15 protein-coding genes are annotated in these 20,151 nt (G+C 64.3%); 6 read left to right on the top strand and 9 right to left on the bottom strand.

Translation table 11 applies throughout. From position 1 onward, the window contains the following. The first annotated feature begins 287 nt into the window (after positions 1-287). Positions 288-1,544 carry a PQQ-binding-like beta-propeller repeat protein gene (locus tag HNQ39_RS01335; protein WP_184192149.1) on the top strand — a complete coding sequence of 419 codons (1,257 nt, stop codon included), beginning with the start codon at positions 288-290 and terminating at the stop codon, positions 1,542-1,544. After that, positions 1,545-4,145 (top strand): AAA family ATPase, encoded by a 2,601-nt coding sequence (locus HNQ39_RS01330; protein WP_184192147.1) that lies wholly within the window; start codon positions 1,545-1,547, stop codon positions 4,143-4,145. Here HNQ39_RS01330 and HNQ39_RS01325 read toward each other — a convergent pair. From HNQ39_RS01325 to HNQ39_RS01315, 3 genes are all read right to left on the bottom strand, one after another. Further along, on the bottom strand, positions 4,142-5,977 hold the full coding sequence (locus HNQ39_RS01325; RefSeq protein WP_184192144.1) for a glycosyltransferase family 117 protein: 1,836 nt from the start codon (positions 5,975-5,977) through the stop codon (positions 4,142-4,144). The two genes, HNQ39_RS01330 and HNQ39_RS01325, sit on opposite strands and share 4 nt — an antisense overlap. Before the next feature lie 54 nt (positions 5,978-6,031). Then, complete coding sequence (locus tag HNQ39_RS01320) at positions 6,032-7,834, bottom strand: heparinase II/III domain-containing protein (RefSeq protein WP_184192142.1); 1,803 nt, start codon at positions 7,832-7,834, stop codon at positions 6,032-6,034. A 169-nt stretch (positions 7,835-8,003) separates the two neighbouring features. Next, a complete protein-coding gene (locus tag HNQ39_RS01315; RefSeq protein ID WP_184192140.1) occupies positions 8,004-9,029 on the bottom strand; it encodes a hypothetical protein in 1,026 nt (341 codons plus the stop codon). Between the two features lie 241 nt (positions 9,030-9,270). Here HNQ39_RS01315 and proS point away from each other — a divergent pair, with 241 nt between their 5' ends. Next, positions 9,271-10,746: a proline--tRNA ligase gene (proS, locus tag HNQ39_RS01310; RefSeq protein ID WP_184192138.1), complete on the top strand. Its 1,476-nt coding sequence runs from the start codon at positions 9,271-9,273 to the stop codon at positions 10,744-10,746. Positions 10,747-10,867: 121 nt separating this feature from the next. Here proS and HNQ39_RS01305 read toward each other — a convergent pair whose 3' ends face one another. From HNQ39_RS01305 to HNQ39_RS01295, 3 genes are read right to left on the bottom strand one after another with little or no spacing between them, the layout of a single operon-like run. Further along, the gene (locus HNQ39_RS01305) at positions 10,868-11,593 is read right to left on the bottom strand and encodes an SDR family NAD(P)-dependent oxidoreductase (RefSeq protein WP_184192136.1); all 726 of its coding nucleotides are present in this window, start codon (positions 11,591-11,593) and stop codon (positions 10,868-10,870) included. After that, the gene (locus HNQ39_RS01300; protein WP_184192134.1) at positions 11,590-13,206 is read right to left on the bottom strand and encodes a peptide chain release factor 3; all 1,617 of its coding nucleotides are present in this window, start codon (positions 13,204-13,206) and stop codon (positions 11,590-11,592) included. Before HNQ39_RS01300 ends, HNQ39_RS01305 begins: the two co-directional genes overlap by 4 nt. A gap of 9 nt (positions 13,207-13,215) precedes the next feature. Continuing rightward, positions 13,216-13,890 carry a DUF4058 family protein gene (locus HNQ39_RS01295; RefSeq protein ID WP_184192132.1) on the bottom strand — a complete coding sequence of 225 codons (675 nt, stop codon included), beginning with the start codon at positions 13,888-13,890 and terminating at the stop codon, positions 13,216-13,218. 66 nt (positions 13,891-13,956) lie between these two features. On the opposite strand from HNQ39_RS01295, the gene HNQ39_RS01290 reads away from it, so the two are divergent. The 3 genes from HNQ39_RS01290 to HNQ39_RS01280 all read left to right on the top strand — a co-directional run bounded on the left by HNQ39_RS01290 (position 13,957) and on the right by HNQ39_RS01280 (position 18,304). Further along, on the top strand, positions 13,957-16,296 hold the full coding sequence (locus tag HNQ39_RS01290) for a DUF1549 domain-containing protein (RefSeq protein ID WP_184192130.1): 2,340 nt from the start codon (positions 13,957-13,959) through the stop codon (positions 16,294-16,296). 139 nt (positions 16,297-16,435) lie between these two features. Continuing rightward, positions 16,436-17,827, top strand: coding sequence for a DUF1501 domain-containing protein (locus HNQ39_RS01285; protein ID WP_184192128.1), 1,392 nt, complete (start codon positions 16,436-16,438; stop codon positions 17,825-17,827). 3 nt (positions 17,828-17,830) lie between these two features. After that, positions 17,831-18,304: a DinB family protein gene (locus HNQ39_RS01280; RefSeq protein ID WP_184192126.1), complete on the top strand. Its 474-nt coding sequence runs from the start codon at positions 17,831-17,833 to the stop codon at positions 18,302-18,304. A gap of 31 nt (positions 18,305-18,335) precedes the next feature. On the opposite strand, the gene HNQ39_RS01275 is transcribed toward HNQ39_RS01280, so the two are convergent. The 3 genes from HNQ39_RS01275 to HNQ39_RS01265 are packed head-to-tail and all read right to left on the bottom strand — an operon-like array spanning position 18,336 to position 20,046. Beyond that, the gene (locus tag HNQ39_RS01275; RefSeq protein ID WP_184192124.1) at positions 18,336-18,887 is read right to left on the bottom strand and encodes a redoxin domain-containing protein; all 552 of its coding nucleotides are present in this window, start codon (positions 18,885-18,887) and stop codon (positions 18,336-18,338) included. Positions 18,888-18,919: 32 nt separating this feature from the next. Next, positions 18,920-19,840 carry a hypothetical protein gene (locus tag HNQ39_RS01270; RefSeq protein ID WP_184192122.1) on the bottom strand — a complete coding sequence of 307 codons (921 nt, stop codon included), beginning with the start codon at positions 19,838-19,840 and terminating at the stop codon, positions 18,920-18,922. After that, positions 19,837-20,046 (bottom strand): hypothetical protein, encoded by a 210-nt coding sequence (locus tag HNQ39_RS01265; protein WP_184192121.1) that lies wholly within the window; start codon positions 20,044-20,046, stop codon positions 19,837-19,839. Before HNQ39_RS01265 ends, HNQ39_RS01270 begins: the two co-directional genes overlap by 4 nt. Between the last annotated feature and the right edge of the window lie 105 nt (positions 20,047-20,151).

Raw genomic sequence — 20,151 nt, 5'->3', positions numbered from 1 at the left:
GTCGGAGATCGTGTGAGCCCTGCACGGAAATCGTGCGGCTTTGGGGCGTCGTCCCTCCGCCGTTCGCTTCGCTCAGATTAGTCTTGTACCGACGAGCCTACTTGTACCGACGAGGGACGAGGAGGCGGCACGAAGTGCCCCGGGTGCCCTCTGGGCGCGGACGTTTACCGTCCAAGGCTCACACAAATTGCAACAGGAAGAAAATTATACCGAGGAACCTCCTCATAAGCTCTCAGGTATAGTGAGATAATCATCCATACTTACTTTAGCGAAAGAAAGAAGCACTTATGAAAATTCGAAATTTGGCGCTGGTAGCGCTTGCACTCACAGCAGTGGGAACCGTGGCGCGGGCCGATGACTGGGCGCAGTGGCGCGGGCCGAAGCGCGATGGTATCTCGCAAGAGAAGGGACTACTGAAGGCGTGGCCTGCGAGTGGGCCAAAGCTGGTCTGGCAGGTGAAGGATATCGGCTCGGGGTACTCGACTCCGGTGGTGGTGGGGAATCGGCTCTATGTGCTGAGCAACGAGGGGCTGGAGAATGAGTTTGTCCGCGCCTACAGCACCACCAATGGCAAGCTGCTCTGGTCCACCCGGCTCGGCGCGGTGGGCAACCCGAAGCAGCAGCCCAACTATCCCGGGGCACGCTCCACCCCCACGGTCGATGGCAAGCTCCTCTACGCGCTCAGCTCGGATGGCGACCTAGCTTGCGTCGATACAGCAACCGGCAAGCAGGTCTGGAAGAAGAGCCTGCGCACGGACTTCGGCGGGACCGCGGGGGTCTGGGCCTATGCTGAGTCGCCACTCGTGGACGGCAACAAGGTGATTGTCTGCCCGGGCAGTGAGACGGCCGCGATGGTGGCACTCGACAAAAAGACCGGCGCGACCCTCTGGAAGAGCGCGATCCCCGGCGAGAAAGTGGCCAGCTACGCCTCCGCGATTGCGGTGGAGCTCGACGGCGTACGCCAGTATGTCCAGCACCTGAGCAAGAGCCTGGTCGGGGTGGAGGCGGCATCGGGAAAGCTCCTCTGGCGCTTCGACAAGACCTTCGACACGCAGTTCCAGATGCATGCCTTCACGCCGATCGCGGCAGGGAACATGGTCTATAGCGCCGCAGCAACCGCGGGTGGTGTGGCGAAGATCGCGGCGGCGGCAGGGAGCTTTACCGCGGACCCGGTCTACGTCGAGCGCAAGGGCTACAACGGTCTGGGAGGCGCGGTCAAGGTGGGCAACTACCTCTACGGGACGAACCGTGCGACCCTATTCTGTAGCGATTTTGCCACGGGTAAGGTTCTCTGGGACGAGCGCTCGGTGGGCTCCGCGGCGGTCTGCTCCGCCGATGGTCTGCTCTTCCTGCACGGCGATAACGGCGAGGTTGCGCTGGTCGAGGCCACACCCACGGGCTACAAGGAGAAGGGCCGTTTCTCGCCGCCCAACCAGCCCGACCGAGGCCAGGCCAAGGCCTGGGCGTACCCGATTATCGCCGGGGGGAAGCTCTACATCCGCGACATGGGCTGCCTCTGGTGCTACGACATCAAGACGCCCTAAGTGGAGCCTCTCTGGCGTATCGCGCTCTTTGATGGCCCTCGGCTCCTCACCGCCGAGGGCGCTGAAGTGCGCCGCTTCCGCTCCCAGCGGGTGGCGGCGCTCCTGGCCTATCTCTGCCTGCACCTAGGGCGCGACTGCCCCCGCGAGGAGCTCGCCGAGATGCTCTGGCCCGACGAAGACCCGCAGACAACGGCAAACCGCCTGCGCTTCTCGCTGAGCTCCCTGCGCCACCAGCTGGAGCTCCCCGGCATGGCCCCCGGCTCGGTACTGGATGCCAGCCGCGCGGGCTATGTCCGGCTCCGGCGCGAGAGTGTCTGGTGCGATGTGGTCGCCTTCGACCACGCCCTCCAGCAAGGGGAGCGTGCCCTCGCCGCGCAGCTCGCCACGGGACCGCTCCTTCCGGGCTTCTACGACGACTGGATTCTCACGGAGCGCGAGCGGCTGGAGGCCCTCCGCGAGGGGCTTCCCTCGGCCGTGATACACGCCGCGCCCACGCCCCCCGAGACACCCGAGCGAGCGATCACGCGCCAGCTTCCGGTCTACCTGACCCAGTTCTTTGGGCGCGAGACCGAGAGCGAGCGGCTGATCGAGACCCTCACCAGCAACCGCCTAGTCTCCCTGATCGGCCCCGGAGGGATGGGCAAGAGCCGCCTAGCGGTCGAGACCGCCCGCCGCCTCCCGCTCCCCAGCACCTTTGTCCCCCTCGCCGAGCTCACCGACCCGGGACGTCTCGCGGAGTTTACGCTCCAGGCGCTCGGGGTGCAGGCCCGCAACGAGACCGATCCCCTCGAAACGCTCCAAGGACTCCTGGTGCGCCGTGGCGCGTTCCTGCTGATCCTCGACAACGCCGAGCATGTCCTGAGCGCTGCCTCGGCACTTGTTCTGGCGCTCCTGGCGCACGCGCCGGCGCTGACGATCCTGGTGACGAGCCGCCAGCCGCTGGATATCCAAGGGGAGTCCGTGGTGCTCTTGGAGCCGCTGGAGCCCCCGCACGCAACCACCTCGCCGGCGCGCCTGCTGGAGTTTCCCGCGGTCGCCCTGTTCTGTGACCGTGCCCGCCACGCCCACCCGGACTTCTCCCTGACACCGCGGCACACGGAGGCGCTGGTGACCATCTGCCAGAGGCTGGAGGGAATGCCCCTAGCGCTGGAGCTCGCCGCCGCCCGCACCCGCACCCAGACCCCCAGCCAGATCGCCCTCGCCCTCTCCGAGAGCGTGCTCGGCCTCGCCGCAACCCAGCGGGACATCCCCGAGCGCCACCGCTCGCTCCGCGCGGTGATCCAGAGCAGTGTGGACCTCCTCTCCCCCGAGCTGCGCCGCTTCTTCTATGGCCTCGCCCTCTTCCAGGGCGGCTGGACCCAGGAGGCGGTCGAGGCGATCCAAGCCCTCCCCGAGGCCGATACGTTTCTAGATGAGCTGGTCCAGCGCTCGCTGATTACCGTGCAGGAAGATGCGCTCACGGGGAACATGCGCTTTGGGTTCCTGGAGACCCTGCGCCAGTTCGCCAACGAGCAGTGCTCGGAAAAAGAGCTCCTCAGCCAGCGCCATGCCGCCTACTTTCTGACACTCCTTGCCCGTGCCACGGAGCACGATGTCCGCACGTTCGGCCCGCTGGAGTCCGATCTGGAGAACTTGCTGGCTGCCCTAGAGCGAGGCGGGAGCGCCCCCACGGACCTCTTCTGGCAGGGCCTGACGGGCTTTCTGACCTTTAGCTTCATCCGAGGCCACCACCGCCGCGCCACCCCCTGGGCCGAGCGCGCCGTGGACGCTTGGCGCACGGTCGAGCCGCCCGCCCTCCGCTTCGAGCTCCTGCACCGTGCCCTGATGCTCTACAACGATCTCGGGCGCTGGGACGAGATGGACCAGCTTGCCCAAGAGCTCCGCACCGAGGCCCTGCGCCACCAGGCCCCACGCTGGGCACTGGAGGCCCTCACCCACCAGAGCTACACGGCGTCGCAGCGCAAGCGCCACGAGGACGCCGTGGGGCTCCAGCGGGTCGCGCTCGACGAAGCCCGTGCCTTGGGCGATCCCCCCACACTGGTTCGTGCGCTTGTCTCGCTCAACCGGGTACTCAACCCCCTTGCCGAGGCTCTCACTCCGAGTGACCCAAAGCGCTCCAAGGCCCTCTGGCAAGAGGCAGAGGCGGCGTCTCGGGAGGCCCTGCTCTACGACTCGCCCCACTCGCGCTACCAGGCCAATATCGGCATGGGGCTCTTTCTGGCCCTCGATGGCCAAGGGCGCCTGGCGGAGGCCTACGCACAGCTCAAGTTTGGGCAGCACTGGGCACTGCAAAACCGCTCTCTGGCGGGGCTGATGTACACGCTCTACTTCGAGCAAGGGGTCGAGCTGCGCCACGGCTCCCCGGAGCGCGCCGCGCTTCTCTCGGGTGCCTTCTCCCGCCTCCGGGAGCAGATGGGCTATGCACACCCGCACACCGGCCAGGAAGAGACCTGGCAGGTGCAGCTCCGGGAGTCTATCTCGTCTGCCGCCTACGAGCGCCAGATCCGGCTCGCCTACCAGCTCCCTCTCGAAGTGCTTGTCGTCCCCCGCACCTGGGACGAGCTCACTGCGGGGAAAAGAGCCAAGAGGATGTCCCACTAGGGCTCGTTGGCAGGCCTCGGGGGGAGCCGCTTGAGCCCGGCCGCGACCTCGGGGTCTTGGAAGAGGAAGTTGGCCCCGGCGTAGTGCTCACGGGCCAGCTCGCTCTGTCCCAGCCTCTCGGCGAGGGGGGCGAGGGCCTTGTGGGCGTTGAAGTAGCGCACGAGGATATGCAGCTGGAGCGGGTCGCCGTCTTTCCAGCCCGCGTAGACCCCACGTGTCTGAAAGCCCTGCCAGAGCGCGGCGTTCTGCGCGACCAGCTCCGTGTCGGTCGGCTCCGTTCCCGGCTCGTAGAGGCGCTGCGTGATCCCCCACGGTCGCCGGGTGAAGGGCTTGAGGCGGTCGTTGAGCGAAGGCTGGCCCGCCTCCATGCTCAGGCCGTCCTGCCGGTCGTCGGAGACCAGGAGCACGGGCCGCCCCTCCGCCAGCGCGGTTCGGACCAGGAGCTGGAGGTAGGTGCCATCGCTGGTGGCCTTGGTCGGGAGCCCCAGCGGCGAGGGAACACTGGGCCACTGGCTCTGCAGGTGCTCGAAGTACCAGGCCGCGTTGTTGTTGAGAGTCCCCTCCAGCAAGTCCACGTTCAGGACCGCCACATCCGGGCGCTGGTGCTTGACAAACTTCAGGTACCAGAGCGTAAAGATCGTGTTGTTGGTATTGAGCACCACCGCGTCTTTGGGTGCGCTTGCCAGGATATTGCTCGCAAAGTCTGCCTCCAGAAAGTTGCTGCTCTTATCCGTAGAGGTCAGGTGGGTGGTCATCTGGACCAGGGGCGTGAGCAGGAGCAGGAGCGCGAGCGGGCGGACCAGCTGGGGACGAACACGCACCAGCCAGCCGCCCAGCTCGGAGAGGCCTACCCCGATCCAGACCGCCATGCAGAGATACGAGGGAATGTAGTAGACATAGATATCGCTGATGGCGTAGTTGGTCGCGTAGACAATATCTACCGCAAAGATCCAGGCAGTCAGACAAAGCACCGGACGCTGGCGTCGCCAGAGCGCCACCATGCCGGGGATCGCAAAGACCAGAAAGTGCCCCCCAAACTCCACCCAGAGCGCCCCTTTGGCGTACTCCCAGAGCCGTAGGTGCCAGGTTGCGAGGGGCTGGGTGAACATCAGCGGGCGGTACTGCGAGCCATTGACATGCTGGAAGAACGCCGGCCAGGTCTGTGGGTCCCCCCACTTGAGCGGCGAGTGTCCGTACTTGGCGGCGAGGGGGACATAGGCATAGAGCAGCAGCGGGAGCACAAACAGTGGCACGCACAAGAAGAGCCGCTTGAAGCCCACACGACGCCACGCAAACACCAAGAAGCCCGGCAGGAACAGCGCCATCGTCAGGTTGTTGGTCAGCGCAAGACCATAGACCAGCACCAGCGGACCCAGCACCTGCTCACCCCGCTCCAGCCGCACGCTCAGCCAGAGCACCGTGCACAGAAACAGCGCCGTGAGCGTGTAGACCTCGCACGAGAGCGACTGCTGCCAGAGCGTGGGAGCGAAGGCCAGCAGCAGGGCGGCACTCGCGGCGACGACTCGCGAGGGAACGACAGTGGCGACAAAGCGGTAGAACATCCCCACCGCGCCCGCGCCAAAGAGGGCGGTCATGAGGTTGATGCGCAGGGCGGGCTCGTCGATGACGGGTGCTAGTCCCAGGAGGAAGGCTCGTCCCAGGAGGGTGAAGAGGGGATAGCCCGTGGGGTGGCAGACTCCGAGTGTTGCCATGGCGGTCTCGAAGTCTCCGTCGTCTCCGGTGTAGATGGTTCTACAGAGGGTGAGCGCGTAGACCAGCGCGGCGACCGTGAAGAGTAGCCATGCGATTTTCTTATCGGAGAGACGAGCCATGCCCCTGATTGTCGGGAAAAACTCGTATTGTCTACAGGGGCAGGCTCACATGCGCTAGAGCCCGCCCCCGAGGCGTGGGAGCGACGGCGCGGCGCTCACCCAGTCGCGGAGGGGCCGGAGCGGGGTTGTCTTGGGGCCATCGCCGGGCGTGAGCAGCACCGCGATTCGGGTCTGGGTCACCTTACTGGCGAGGCGTACTAGGAGGCGACGCTCCCCCTTGGTAGGCTTGGGCTGCTCCTTGCTCCCCTCGACCGGCGCGATCACGACTTCTTCGGCAACAAACACCGCCCCGGCGGGCTCGAGAATCCGCGCGGTGCAGGTCTTCCCCTTGAGCGTGAGCGTGGCCTCCGCCCCGCTGACCGCGAGCTGGGCCAGGGTGTGGATACGCCAGCCTACCTCGACCGGCTGCTTGGCCGTGAGCTCGTCCTGGATCAGGAGCGCCTTGCGCCCCTCCACCAGCGCGACCCCGCGCCAGAGCTTGCTCGCCTGGACGTAGCCCGCCGTGAGATCCGCGACCGCGTAGCCCTGTGGGGAGAAGGCGAGCAGAGGGGCTTTCGCCTTGGTCGCCTGGTTCTCGCCATCGAGCGTGAGTGTGTTCTGCCCCTCGGTGCGGAGGCGGTAGTAGGTCCAGCGCTTGTCGCCGAAGTAGGTGGGCAGGTTGTAGTTGTCTGGCCCCAGCTCCATCACAAAGCGCTCGCCCAGCGCATCGAAGACAAAGGTCCCCAGGTCCAGGTGGGAGTGGTTGGCGGCGTTGTCCCCGCCCTTGAAGCCCACCCAGAGCGCCTCTTTACTGCCCCAGTCCGAGCGCAGGAAGGCGGCGTCGATCCCACGAAAGACATTGTCCAGGGGCGCATTTGCCTTCTTGGGATTGCTACTAGCGGCGGTGTACCAGAGCAGGTCCATGGTGCCGCCAAAGCGCCCCGCCCCCCGATTCGCCTCCCAGTCGTAGAGGGGCTGCTTGAAGCGCCGTGCCAGCCAGCGCATTTCTGGGGCGGCCCCGGAGTTATCGCCGCCGTCGGCGTAGTTGAAGACCTTCCCGGTGGGGCCGACAAAGTAGAGCCGGAAGGTCCCCGTGCGGTCGAAGCCATTTGCGGTGGCGAGCCCAAAGTCCGAGCCCAGCGCGGACTCCAGCGCGGCGATCAGAGGAACCGTGTAGCGCACGGTGTAGTCCCAGTAGCCCGGCCCCTCGTTCCAGCCGCCATCGGGGCCAAACGAGGCCATGGCCGCGGGGAGCGACTTTAGGGCGCTATGGAGAATAAAAGATGCTAATTGCGGCTCTTCGTCGGCGATTGCCAGCGCTCCCAGGCCCATTCCTCCATTGCAGACCTGGTTCCAGTTATGGTGCACCGTGGTCCACCACCTCCACGGCTTGGTCCCCTTGTAGGCCTCCTCGCCGCGCCGGAGCCCCTTCTCCACGATCGCGGTCTTGAGGAGCGTTTTTTCGTCGGTGGTGAGGCCGTGATAGAGCCAGTCGTAGCCAATGGCAAAGGCATGGGTCATCTCGGCGACATCGAGAAAGTGCGACGGGTTCCAGTCCGGGAAGGCGGCGGCGGCAAAGAGCTCTTTCTTCGCCCGCTCCACCCACTTCTTGTCGCCATCGAGCCGCCAGAGCGCCGCCAGGGTGTAGATGCGCGAGAGGCACTTGCGGCTCTGGTCCAGCAGGCGCGGCCCGATCAGCTTGTACTCGACCGTCGTGGGGTCGGCCAGCAGCTTCTCCCCCGCCGCGGTGAGGTTCTCGCGGTAGCGTGTGGCATTGGGATCGCTTGTCGCGAGTGTCTTCACCCGCTCTAGCTCGGAGTCCAAGACGATCAGCCGGGGATGCCCCGTGCGCAGCCTTGCCAAGTCAACGGTTTGCATACCCCTATTCTACAGCGAGTTCGCCCAATGGAATTGGGCGTCCGCAGTAGCCTGCGGCTGCAAAGCCCGTGCCGGGCTGGGAATCAGTTTGGTAGCCCGCACCCGGAGGGTGCCCGGGCTTTGTGGCCGAAGGTCATTGCAGACGCCGGTTTCCAACCGGCGGCGAAGCTCAAGGTGTGTAGATAAACCCGCGGAGCTCGTCGCGGTTGGTATACCCCACCCCGACAAGCTGGCCGCGGCTATTCAGCTCCTGGGGAAAGAGCTCGCGAAAGTTCGAGCCCGCCGGGATGAGGGTATTGGGATCACGAAACGTGCCGTCTTCCCAGTACGCCCCCCGAGGGGCCTTCGCCTTGGGATCGAACACCACACCCACGGCTTGGCCACGGTCGTTGACGGCTCGTACTTCGCCGGGGACCCTTTCTGGGGTGGCCAGAAGCTTTGGGGTAGCTCTTAGCTGAGACCAAATCGTGGGCTTTCCTGCCAGCACTCCTCCGATCACTCCGGCGAGGGAGAGCGCCTTGGCCTGCCCCGGCCCTCCCTTGAGCAGGTACTTACGGGCTTTCTGCCACACAACGGGCTGGCCCGTACTATAGCCCGCAATCAGCCCCGAGTCGTTGATCGCTGCGGCGATTCCACGCTCTTCCTCATCGAGAAACTCCACGAGGCCGTCTTTCCAGAGAACCGCCCTATATCCACGGTACCGATAGCTTGCACGCGGCTCCTCATCGCCAAAATCAACATAGCCCACTGCCACTCCCGCCGTATTGACACCGGTTGCCACGGAGAAGCGTGCGCCGGTTAAAGACGGCAGAACGGTGACACCTTGGGGGTGCCAGAGTGTCGCATGGGTGCCCGTATCACGGAAACGCTCACTCTGACCCACTAGAAAACGCCCATCGTGAGAGAGAGCCCGAAGCCGCGCCGTGTCCGCTCCCTGGGGGTGGGGAAGTGAGCGAGGAGGGGCGCTCGGGTTCTCCCAGTAAATGGGGATATTGTCCGACCTATCGGGCTTAAATGCGATTCCCGCAATCCCTCCCTGGTCACTGATGGCGAGCGCCCAAGAGTCAGGAAAGCGGCCACTGTAAGGAGGAAGCATCGTCAGCGTCCCCGAGCGCTCCTGTGTTATGTGATGCTCCCACGTTTTCCAGAGCATGACCGAGGCCGCGATTCCCAAAGCCGTGGGGAGGGTTCTCATGTTCTTAATCTTTCGGGACGTTCACCGTCGAGGGCGATCATACAATCTCCTAGACGAAAAAAATTTAGGGTGGGTTACGCTTCTGGCATAGAGCTTGCGTCTCTTCGAAGTGTCGCTTTTACGAGCGCGAAGAGAATATCCCTCCCCCCCCGACAACGAATGTCGGGGATTTTTTTTGCGTGATCCGATACAATCGGGCGGGCGTTTTTAGCGCCACATCTTTTCCTCTCGATAAAACACTATGGCAAAACAAGCAATCACAACCCGCGAGAAAGACTACTCGCAGTGGTATCTCGATATCGTCAAAGAGGCGGACCTCTCGGACTACTCCCCGGTGCGCGGCTGTATGGTCATCAAGCCCACGGGCTACGCGATCTGGGAGATGATCCAGCAGGGGCTCGACAAGCGCATCAAGGACACGGGGCATGTCAATGCCTACTTCCCGCTCTTTATCCCCGTGAGCTTCATGACCAAAGAGGCGCAGCATGTCGAGGGCTTCGCGCCGGAAGTCGCCGTGGTGACCCATCATAGGCTGGAGAGCGATGGCAAGGGCGGGCTGGTTCCGGCCGCGCCGCTGGAGGAGCCGCTGGTGGTCCGCCCGACCTCCGAGGCGATTATCGGGGATAGCTTCTCGCGCTGGGTACAGTCCTGGCGCGACCTGCCGCTGCTCATCAACCAGTGGGCTAATGTCGTGCGCTGGGAGCTGCGCACGCGCCCGTTTCTGCGCACCGCCGAGTTCCTCTGGCAGGAGGGCCACACCGCCCACGCCACCCACGATGAGGCCGAGGAGGAGACCCTGAAGATTCTTCATGAGGTCTACTCGGACTTTGTGGAGAATGTCATGGCCATTCCGGTCTTCAAGGGGCTCAAGACCGACAAGGAGAAGTTCGCAGGCGCACTACGCACCTACGCGATCGAGGCGATGATGCAGGACGGCAAGGCGCTCCAGGCGGGCACGAGCCACAACCTGGGGCAGAACTTCGCCAAGGCGTTCGAAATTAAATTCCAGGGCCAGAACCAGAACGAGATCGAGTACGCCTGGACAACGTCGTGGGGTGTCTCGACCCGCCTCGTCGGGGCGCTGATCATGGCGCACTCCGACGACGACGGCCTCGTGCTGCCGCCGCGCCTCGCCCCGACCCAAGCGGTGATCGTCCCGATCTACAAGACCGACGACGAAAAAGCCGCCACTCTGGCCGCTGCGGAGCAGCTCAAGGCGGCGATTGGCGATAAGGCCCGTGTCAAGATCGACGCGCGGGATAACGTCACGCCGGGCTTTAAGTTCAACGAGTGGGAGGTCAAAGGCATCCCGGTGCGGATCGAGATCGGGCCGCGCGATGTCGCCAACCAGACAGTCGTGCTGGGCCGCCGGGACCGTCCAGGCAAGGAAGGCAAGCGCTTTGTCAGCTGGGCCGAGCTCCCCGAGACCCTGCCGCAGCTTTTGGAAGAGATCCAAGCCGCCCTCTACGAGCGCGCCAAGGCCTTCCGCGATAGCCACGTGGTCGATGTCGCCAACTACACCGAGCTCGCGGCCGCAGTCGAGACCGGCTTTGCCCGCGCCTGGTGGGCCGGCTCGCGCGAGGACGAAGACAAGATCCAGACCGAGCTCAAGGCGACCATCCGCTGCATCCCGCTGGACCAGCCCGGCGGCGAGGGGGTCTGCGTGCTCACCGGCCAGCCCGCCACCCAGCAAGTCCTGTTTGCGCGGAGCTACTAACCTCTCCCACCCCGGCTTCGCACGGCTCAGCCACCCCTCCCTCACCTAAAGGCAAGGGAGGGGCTTCAGGGAGGGGTCTTACTCCCCTTGCCTTTAGGTGAGGGGCTGGGGGAGAGGTGATCTACCACGTAAACCGGGGGGCTTGGATGCCGCCCTCGATCCAGAGAAACTTCCCGTTGGTCTCGCTTGCCGGGGCGGCGACAATCTTGCAGACTAGCTCGGAGGCTTTCTCGGGCGGGTCGCCGCCGGTGCGCTCGACCAGCTCGGCCCAGCCGGGCATGCCGCCAAAGTCTTTAATGTCTTCCCACATCTCGGTCTTGACCTCGCCGGGATGGATCGCGCAGCACGAGAGCTCGCTGCCGACCAGCTCGGCGGCGAGCTGGCGCGTGAAGAAGTTAAGGGTGTACTTCGAGAGAATGTAGTCCGCGCCGGGGCCGTCGGGCGGGGCGAAGCCCGCGGCGGAGCTGACCTGGATCAGACGTCCCCAGCCCAGCGCCTTCATCCCCGGTGCACAAAGACGGGAGAGCAGGTAGGGCGCGTAGACATTGGTCAGCAGGGTCTGACGCCAGCGCTCCGGGTCGCTCTCGGTGATCTTGTCGAAGCCATTGTGGACCCCCGCGTTGTTGACCAGCACCGAGACCGGGCCAAGCTCCGCGAGCACGCGCTCCATCGCCACGGGGTCACTGGCATCCCCGACAAAGATGCGTCCGCCGGTGAGCGCCGCGGTCTCTTCGAGCTTCTCCCGCCGTCGCCCCACCAGCGCCACCGAGAAGCCCTCTTGCGCCAGCGCCACGGCGACCGCGCGCCCCACCCCGCTCCCGGCCCCCGTGACCAGCGCGACTCTCACGCGCCGGCCGCTTCCTGAGACTCCGAGAGATCGAGCGCGGTGGAGAGAAAGCGCAGCTTGGGGTTGTTCTCGATAATATGGTTCATCCCCCACTGGCTCTCAAACAGGCAGACAAAGTTGCCGAAGCTGTCCTCGACCCGGCGGGTGCCCATGCCCCAGTAGACCTCGCGGAGGGCGTCTTCGGGGCCCTGAATCCAGCGTGCATGGCCGTAGGGCAGGCGGTCCAGGCTGGTCTCGACCCCGTACTCGGAGATCAGCCGGAACTGGATCACCTCGAACTGGAGCTGCCCGACCACGCCCAGGATCGGCTCGGTGCGCCCGGCGTTGATCTCGTGGAAGAGCTGCACGACACCTTCCTCCGAGAGCTGCTCGATTCCTTTTTGGAACTGCTTATACTTCTCGGACTTCCGGTTGCGCAGGACCCCAAAGTGCTCGGGGGCGAAGCGTGGAAAGCCCCGGAACTGCACCGGAGCCCCCGTGCAGACCGTGTCGCCGAGCTGGAAGACACCAGGGTTGGTGAGGCCGATAATGTCGCCCGGGTAGGCCACATCGACCGTCTCCCGGTCCGAGGCAAAGAGCTTCTGTGGGCGTGTCAGGCGCACGGACTTCTTGGAGCGGGGATTCAGGGCGACCATATCGCGCTCAAAGCGCCCCGAGACCACGCGCAGAAACGCCACCCGGTCGCGGTGGTTCGGGTCCATGTTGGCCTGGATCTTAAAGACAAAGCCCCGGAACTCCGGCTCACTGGGCTCGATCTCCCCGCCCTGGGCCGGGCGCGAGGTCGGGGTGGGTGCGAGGTCGATAAAGCGCTTCAGGAACCGCTCGACCCCGAAGTTCGTGACCGCGCTCCCAAAGAACAGCGGCGTGATCTCGCCCTTGGCAATGCGCTCCGGGTCGAGCGGCTCGCCGGCCACATCCAGCAGCTCGATATCGTCGCGGAGCTTCTGCGCCGGGCCACTGCCGATAATCTCATCGAGAGTCGGGTCGCTTAGATCGACAATGCGAACGGGAGCCTTGTTGGCACCGTGCTGGACGCGGTCGTACAAGTGGAGCTGGCTACTCTGGCGATCATACACGCCCTGGAACTGGTCGCCATCGCCAATCGGCCAGAAGACCGGCGCGGAGCGAATCCCCAGCACCTCCTCAAGGTTGGCCATCAGGTCCAGCGGGTCGAGGCCGGGGCGGTCCATCTTATTGATAAACGTGAAGATCGGAATCCCGCGCTGGCGGCAGACCGCAAAGAGCTTGATGGTCTGCGGCTCGACACCGCGGGCGTTGTCGATCAGCATCACGGCGCTATCGGCGGCAACCAGAGTCCGGTACGTGTCCTCGGAGAAGTCCTGGTGGCCCGGCGTGTCCAAGAGATTCAGCACGCAGCCGTCGTACTCGAACTGGAGCACGGTGGACGTGATCGAGATGCCGCGCTGCTTCTCCAGCTCCATCCAGTCCGAGGTCGCCTGCCGCCGGTTCTTCTTCGCCGTCACCGACCCCGCGAGCTGAATCGCGCCCCCGTAGAGAAGTAGCTTCTCCGTCAGAGTCGTCTTTCCCGCGTCGGGGTGGGAGATAATGGCAAACGTGCGCCGCCGCGCAATCTCTGTCTCTAAATCGCTCATAGCCGAGAGCTAGGATACCACGTAGCCCTCCAGACACTCGTGTGACCAAGCGGCTTCTTCCTCAGTGAAGGTGGGTTCAGCGGACTGGGTGTAGGCAACTTCGAGGAGCTCCGCGTAGCGGTTTTCGTCGTAGCAGCGGTCGAAGACGGCCTGAAGATCGAGCGTGAAGGGTGGGACATCAGCGGTGAGAGGAAGCTCTAGCATGGGAAGGCGGTCGGCAAGTCCGATGCGCCAGAGCAGAATCTTGCCCGGTTCTTGGGCATTGGCAAGGCTCAGGAGATAGGAGTAGCTCCCCAGAGCGAGTGCTCCCTCCCGAGGAGCAGCAACCGTATGCTCTCCCCCACGAAGGAGGTCAATCTCCAGCAGATGTGCCTGACTCTGAAGGACTGCTTGTTGCTTACGCTGGTACTCTTCCCGCCCCTTGCCATGCTTATTCTCAGGGCTAAGCAGCTCAATGACCATCACGACATGGCTCCGGTTGGTTCTATCAAAAATTTCCAGGTAGGCTTCACGACGAAACTCATCCTCGTCCTGGATCATTCTTACTTGGGTATAGGAGAGAAAACGTGAGGGTAGTTCGCGATTGATAACGATATTAAGAAGAGCAATGAAGCTGTTGTGAAACTCCTGCCAGAAGCCAGGTTTCTCCAGAAACGGGTCCATGCCCGGAAACGGTCCAGCCATCTTGCACCTCGGATTTGTTTTATCATGGCCCGGTGTTGTTTGGAGAATTTCGGTATCATAGCAAGCATGATTCGTAGGCTTGTGGGAGCGCTGGCGCTGGGTGGTCTGAGCGTGATGGCGCTGGGCGCGCAGAAGGTGCAGACGACGCAAAAGGCAGTCTCGTACCAGCGCGATGTGCTGCCGATCCTGAAGAAGAACTGCTCGTCGTGCCATAGCAACGGGGCCAAGCAGGGAGACTTCTCGCTCGATAGCCGGGAGGCGATCCTCACCGGCGGCAAGACCCATCCGGTCGCGCGGCCCGGTAAGGGGGCGCAGAGCTATTTGATCGAGCTGGTAGCGAAAGGGGTGATGCCGCCGCAGGGGGCGCACCTCAAGGCCAGCGAGGTCGAGACACTCCGGCGCTGGATCGATGCGGGCCTGCCGTTCGATGGCGCGGCGGAGAACGAGGACGCGGCCTGGACACCGCCATTGGCACTGGTGCCGGTGAATGTCCCCGCGGGCCAAGGTAACCCGGTGGATCGCTTGCTCGCGCCGTACTTTGCGGCGAAGAAAGTCGCGCCGGGAGCGATTGTCAGCGACCGGGTCTTTGTGCGGCGGGCGTACTTGGATTTAGTGGGCCTGCTACCGTCGCCGCGGCAGACCACGGCGTTTGTGCTGGACACGCGCCCCGATAAGCGTGAGCGGCTGGTGGCGAGCCTCTTGGCCGACACGAAGAACTACACCGAGCACTGGCTGACCTTCTGGAACGATGCGCTCCGCAACGACTATGTCGGGACGGGCTATATCGACGGTGGCCGGAGCCAGATCACGAGCTGGCTGTATGCATCTCTGGAGAGCAACAAGCCCTACGACCAGTTTGTGCGCGAGCTGGTCGCCCCGCCAAGCCCGGAGTCCGAGGGTTTTATCAAAGGAATTGTCTGGCGTGGCGTGGTCAATGCCAGCCAGCGCCCCCCGCTCCAAGCGGCGCAGAATATCGGGCAGGTGTTTCTGGGCGTGAACCTCAAGTGCGCATCGTGCCACGATAGCTTCACCAGCAACTGGAAGCTGCGCGATGCCTACGGCCTGGCCACGGCGTTCTCAGACACCCCGCTGGAGCTGGTGCGCTGCGACAAGCCCACGGGAACCATGGCGAGCGCTAAGTTTTTGTGGCCCGAGCTGGGCAGTGTCGATGGCAACGCGCCCCTGGCAACCCGGCGCGCCCAAGTCGCGGCGGCGCTGACCTCGCCCGCCAACGGCCGCTTCGCCCGGACGGTTGTCAACCGGCTCTGGACCAAGCTCATGGGGCGCGGCCTGGTCGAGCCCAACGACGAGCTGGACCACAAGCCCTGGAACCCAGCGCTACTGGACTGGCTGGCGAGCGATTTTGTGGCCCACGGCTACGACCTCAAGCACACGCTGGCCCAGATCGCCACGAGCCGCGCGTATCAGCTGCCGTCGCAGGGGCTGGCGAAAGAGAAGCCGAGCGGCTATGTCTTCACCGGCCCTGCGGTCAAGCGCCTCTCCGCCGAGCAGCTCACCGATGCGATCTCTACCCTGACCGAGAGCTGGCCCACGCCGGTGGAGACGCTACGGATCAACAAGGGTGTGGTCAGTGTCCCCAAGCGCACGGGCAAGGTGCTCTTCGACAGTGGACTACTGCGCTCCGGGGCAAAGCAAGTCGATGTGGATATCACTGGCGCAGAGATTCTCGTGCTGGCCGCCACCGATGGCAACGGCAACGCCAACCACGACTGGGCGGACTGGGTCGAGCCGCACTTTGGCTTCCCCGACAACACCGAGCGCGATGCCGATGACTGTGTCCTACTATCCGCGACCACGGGCTTTGGGACCATCCAGAAAGACAAGAGCATCGTCGGCAAGCCCCTGCGCCTCGCGGGGAAGACCTACGGCGAGGGAATCGGAACCCACGCCAACTCCCTGCTGATCTATGAGGTCCCCAAGGGCGCGACCCGCTTCCGTGCACTGGTCGGGCCGGACCAAGGCGCGGTCGAGGAGGCACCCAAGGAGGTCTCGGTGCGCTTTGCGGTGGTGGGAGCCGCCCATGCCCTGATCGAGGCCCGCGCCGCACTCACCACCGCTGATGCCTTCACCCGCGCCCTAGGACGGCCCAACCGGGAGCAGACCGTCACGCAACGCCAGAGTGTCGCCACGACGCTTCAGGCGCTAGAGCTGACCAACGGCCCGCTCCTCTCCGCCCGCCTCAAAACCGGCGCGTCCACCTGGCTCCGTCACGCAGGCAACGGCGAGGATGTGCTCAACGGCCTCTACCAGACCGCGCTGAGCCGCCCGCCCACAACCACGGAGCGGGCCACGATCCGCCAAGCGGTGGGCACCAAGCTCACCCCCGAGGCACTGGAAGATATTTTATGGGCGCTCCTGATGAGCCCGGAGTTTCAGCTGTATTGATCGCCCCGGTTAGAGCGGGGCGTCAACGAGCACTTCGTGCTGGGAAGGGCTCCGCCCATAATTCGGTATGGCCGAAGGCCTTTGTGGCGGAACGCCCGTTGACGCCCCCCTCCTACGGGGGCGATCCAAGGAATAGAAAATGAACCGACGAGAGCTACTTTTATCCGCACTGGCGGCGGGCTATGCCCGCCCGCTCTGGGCCGCGCAGCCCGCCCCGAAGGCGACCGCGGATGCGGTGATTGTCTTGTGGATGGGCGGCGGAATGGCCCACACCGAGACCTTCGACCCCAAGCGCTACACGCCCTACGAGACCGGGACGCCCTCGGAGAAGATCCTCTCGACCTTTCCGGCGATCCCGACAGTCGTGGACGGGGTGCAGCTCTCGCAGGGGCTGGAGAAGATCGCGCAGGTGATGGACCGGGCGACCCTGATCCGCACCTACCGGGCGGGCGATCTGGGGGCGATCCTGCACTCGCGCCACCAGTACCACTGGCACACCGGCTACGCGCCGCCGCAGACAGTCGCGGCGCCGCACATTGGCTCGGTGATCGCGCGGACCCTCGGGCCGCTGAATGAGGCCGTCCCGGCGTTTATCAATATCGGGCAGCGCTTCGATGTCGGGGAGGGCGAGGAGCTCAAGGCATTTACCACGGCGGGCTTTCTGGGGAGCGAGTTTGGCCCCTTCAACCTGCCCTACCCGGATCAGGCGGTCGAGGCTGTGCGCCCCCCGGCGGGCATGACACCGTCGCGCTTTGAGAACCGCCAGGCGCTCTATAAAAAGCTGGTCGGAGAGTCCCTAGTCGGGAAAGTGGGCTCGGACTACCAGAAAGAGAGCCTGCTGCGCTCGCTGGACAACGCCCATCGCTTGCTGTCGTCGCCCGCCGCCGCCGCCTTTGACCTGACAAAAGAGCCCAAGGCCAGCTACGATAGCTACAACACCGGGCGCTTTGGCCAAGGGTGCTTGCTGGCACGCCGCCTGCGTGAGGCCGGAGCGCGCTATATCGAAGTCACCACCGAGTATGTTCCGTTCTTTGGCTGGGACACCCACGATAACGGCCACACGCGCCTGACCGAGATGAAGCGCCAGATCGACGCGCCCATCGCGCAGCTTGTTAAAGACCTCGAAGAGCGTGGCCTGCTGGACCGGACCCTGATCGTGCTGGCATCGGAGTTCTCGCGCGACATGATGATGGAGGGCAAGCCCGATGCCCGTGTCCGCGACCAGGTGACCGTCCCGGATATTGTCAATGAGCCCAAGTTCTACGGGATGCACCGGCACTTCACCGACGCCGGAAGTGTTTTGATGTTTGGCGGGGGCGTGAAAAAAGGCTTTGTCTATGGCAAGACCGCTGACGAGCGCCCGTGCAAGACGGTCGAGAACCCGGTGGTAATCGAGGACCTGCACGCGACGATCTACCATACGCTGGGGATCTCGCCCAAGCACGCCTACGAGGTGGAGAAGCGCCCGTTCTATGTCACGCGCGACGGCCTCGGGAAGCCTATCGGGGCCTTACTGGCAAAGGGAGTGTAAACGATGACCGTTCAAGAGTTTCAAGCAGAGAAGATCGAGGGGGCGGCTAAGTTGCTCGCCTTCTGGCTAGGTGCGATGCCCGAGGAGAAGCAGAGCTGGACTCCCACGCTAGAGGGGGCAGCGAACCTGCGCACGGCCCGCGAGCAGGTGGCCGAGTGTGCAGGAGCAAACCGCGTCTTCACGCAGATCCTACGCGGGGAGAGACCGACGCCTTTCAGCCCTTTCGAGGTCAAGTCGGAGTACGCCAGCCTGGAAGAGGCACAGCAGGACCTGATCGCCAGCGCCATCGAGTGTGCCGCGGTGGTCCGTGGCCTCAGCGACGAAGACCTTGCCAAGGACTATGTGCTCCGCCGTGGGACGATGTCGGGCTACCAGGTGATCGAGTTCCCCTACCGCAACATGACCTACCACGGCGGCCAGATTAATTTGCTGCAGCTCCTCTACGGGGATACGGAGTTCCATATCCCCAAGGGCTAGAACGGTAAACCTCGGGGCTATCACACGAGGCTTACTTCTCCCGACGGAGGAGCTGGATGCCCTGCTCGACATTTTTATATTCGCCGCTCCCCTTGTAGTCCAGCTCCCCGTTCCAGAGGCCGCGGACGTGCCCGGTCTTGTCGATCAGGTAGGTGGCGGGCCACCACTGCTGCTTCCAGGCGTTCCAGTTGGCCTTGGAGTTGTCGATCAGCACAGGGAAGGTCAGCTTCTCTTTCTCAATAAACTTCTTCACCGACTCCACATTGAACTCGGACTCCAGCTCGGGGGTGTGGATGCTCACAAAGACCACATCGCTCCCCTTGGAGTACTTCTGCGCCCAGTCGTTCCAAAAGGGGAGCGTGCGCTTGCAGTTGATGCAGCCAAAGGTCCAGAAGCACACCACCACCACTTTCCCCTTGAGGTCCGCAAGCTTGAGGGGCTTGCCCGAGACCCAGTCCTTTGCCTCACCGATCAGCTCGGGGGCGACAGGAAACTTCGCCGAGCTCGCGCTCTGCTGTGCCCTTGCTTGGGCACCGAACAGGAGGCTGAGAGCTCCCGTGAGAAGAAGGGATTTGCGTGTCATGCCCTCTCTACAAATAAGCACCTAGGGAAAGTTCAATCCCGGGGAGAAAGTTTTTTTGCGAAGAACCGCCGCGCGAGCACGGCCGCGCCCGCAGCGCCCACCAGCGCTCCCCCACCGTAGCGGCCAAGGCGTGTCTGGAGGAGTGGCGGGTGGCTCGGGTAGGCGTTATCGGGGCGGGCGAGGATCTTGGCGAGCTGGTTTCGGTAGACAGAGAGGCGCTGTGCGGCTAGGACGGCGGGGCGCGGGGTGTCGCCGGTGACCGGCTTGAGCGCCTCGGGGGTGCCCAGAAAGAGCCCACGGCTGTCGTAGAGCGCAGCGCGGAAGAGGTCGTCTTTGCGGCCCGACGTGCTATAGAACCGGTCGATCCCATCGTCGCCGGGGTTGATATCGTGGTTGATGCCCGCCAAGCGCCAGAGCCCATCGCGTCCCTTGAGAAAGACCCCGCCGCCGCTGTCGCCCGTCGAGAGAGTGGACTCGTCGGGGCCGGCATCGTGGTCAAAGGTGGCGAGGAGGAGTGCCCCGTAGGGCTTGCTGGTCAGGAACCCCGAGACCTGGTTGCGTCCCCAGTTCTGCCGGTGGTCGATCGCTCCCCACTGCCAGCCCTTGCCCGCAAGCTCGGCTCCGCGTGCCGTGCCACGCCCCACCAGAAACAGCTCCCGCTCGAGCTCGTCGCCGTCGCAGACGGTTGCCCAGCGCGGAAAGGCCCGGTCTACCCGCCAGAGTGCTATGTCCGTTCCGGGAAGTGCCTCGCGCGCGACCGCAAGGTAGTGTTGGTTTGCAAGCACAAGCGCATCCCCGACCTGGCCGCCGACATGCGCGGCGGTCACAAACCAGCGGGCCGCAATCGGGGTGCCAATATACTTGCCCCACTGCCCCTGGAGCTCCCAGCAAGCGCGGCGCGCCGGGTCGGGCGGGGGCGCGAGGTTTCGCCCCGCGCCCCCCAAGACAATCACTTACGCGGCCCGAACAGCACGTTCTCTAGCTCCTCGTCGGCGGCGGCGTTGAGCTGCCCCGCCAGCCAGCGGCGCGCCTTCTCCAAGCACTCTTTCTTATCGTCGCTCTCGCTTAGCTCCAGCTGCACCGAGCCTCCCAGCCGCACGGACTGGAAGTCTCGGGAGCGAGTAACTTGGTAATCTACTGTCAGGGTGGTGACCTTCATTTTAATCCCTCCACAAACTCTCTTTTTCTTTCGGTTGAGAAACTCCCCCCATGCAGGGCAGTACGGAAAGAGGGTTTCCCAAGATTTTCGCCGAATGGTGACCCA

This window comes from Armatimonas rosea (assembly GCF_014202505.1).
Classification (GTDB): domain Bacteria; phylum Armatimonadota; class Armatimonadia; order Armatimonadales; family Armatimonadaceae; genus Armatimonas; species Armatimonas rosea.
Note: the sequence above shows the minus strand (reverse complement) of the source record. Positions and strands in the feature narration are given on the sequence as shown.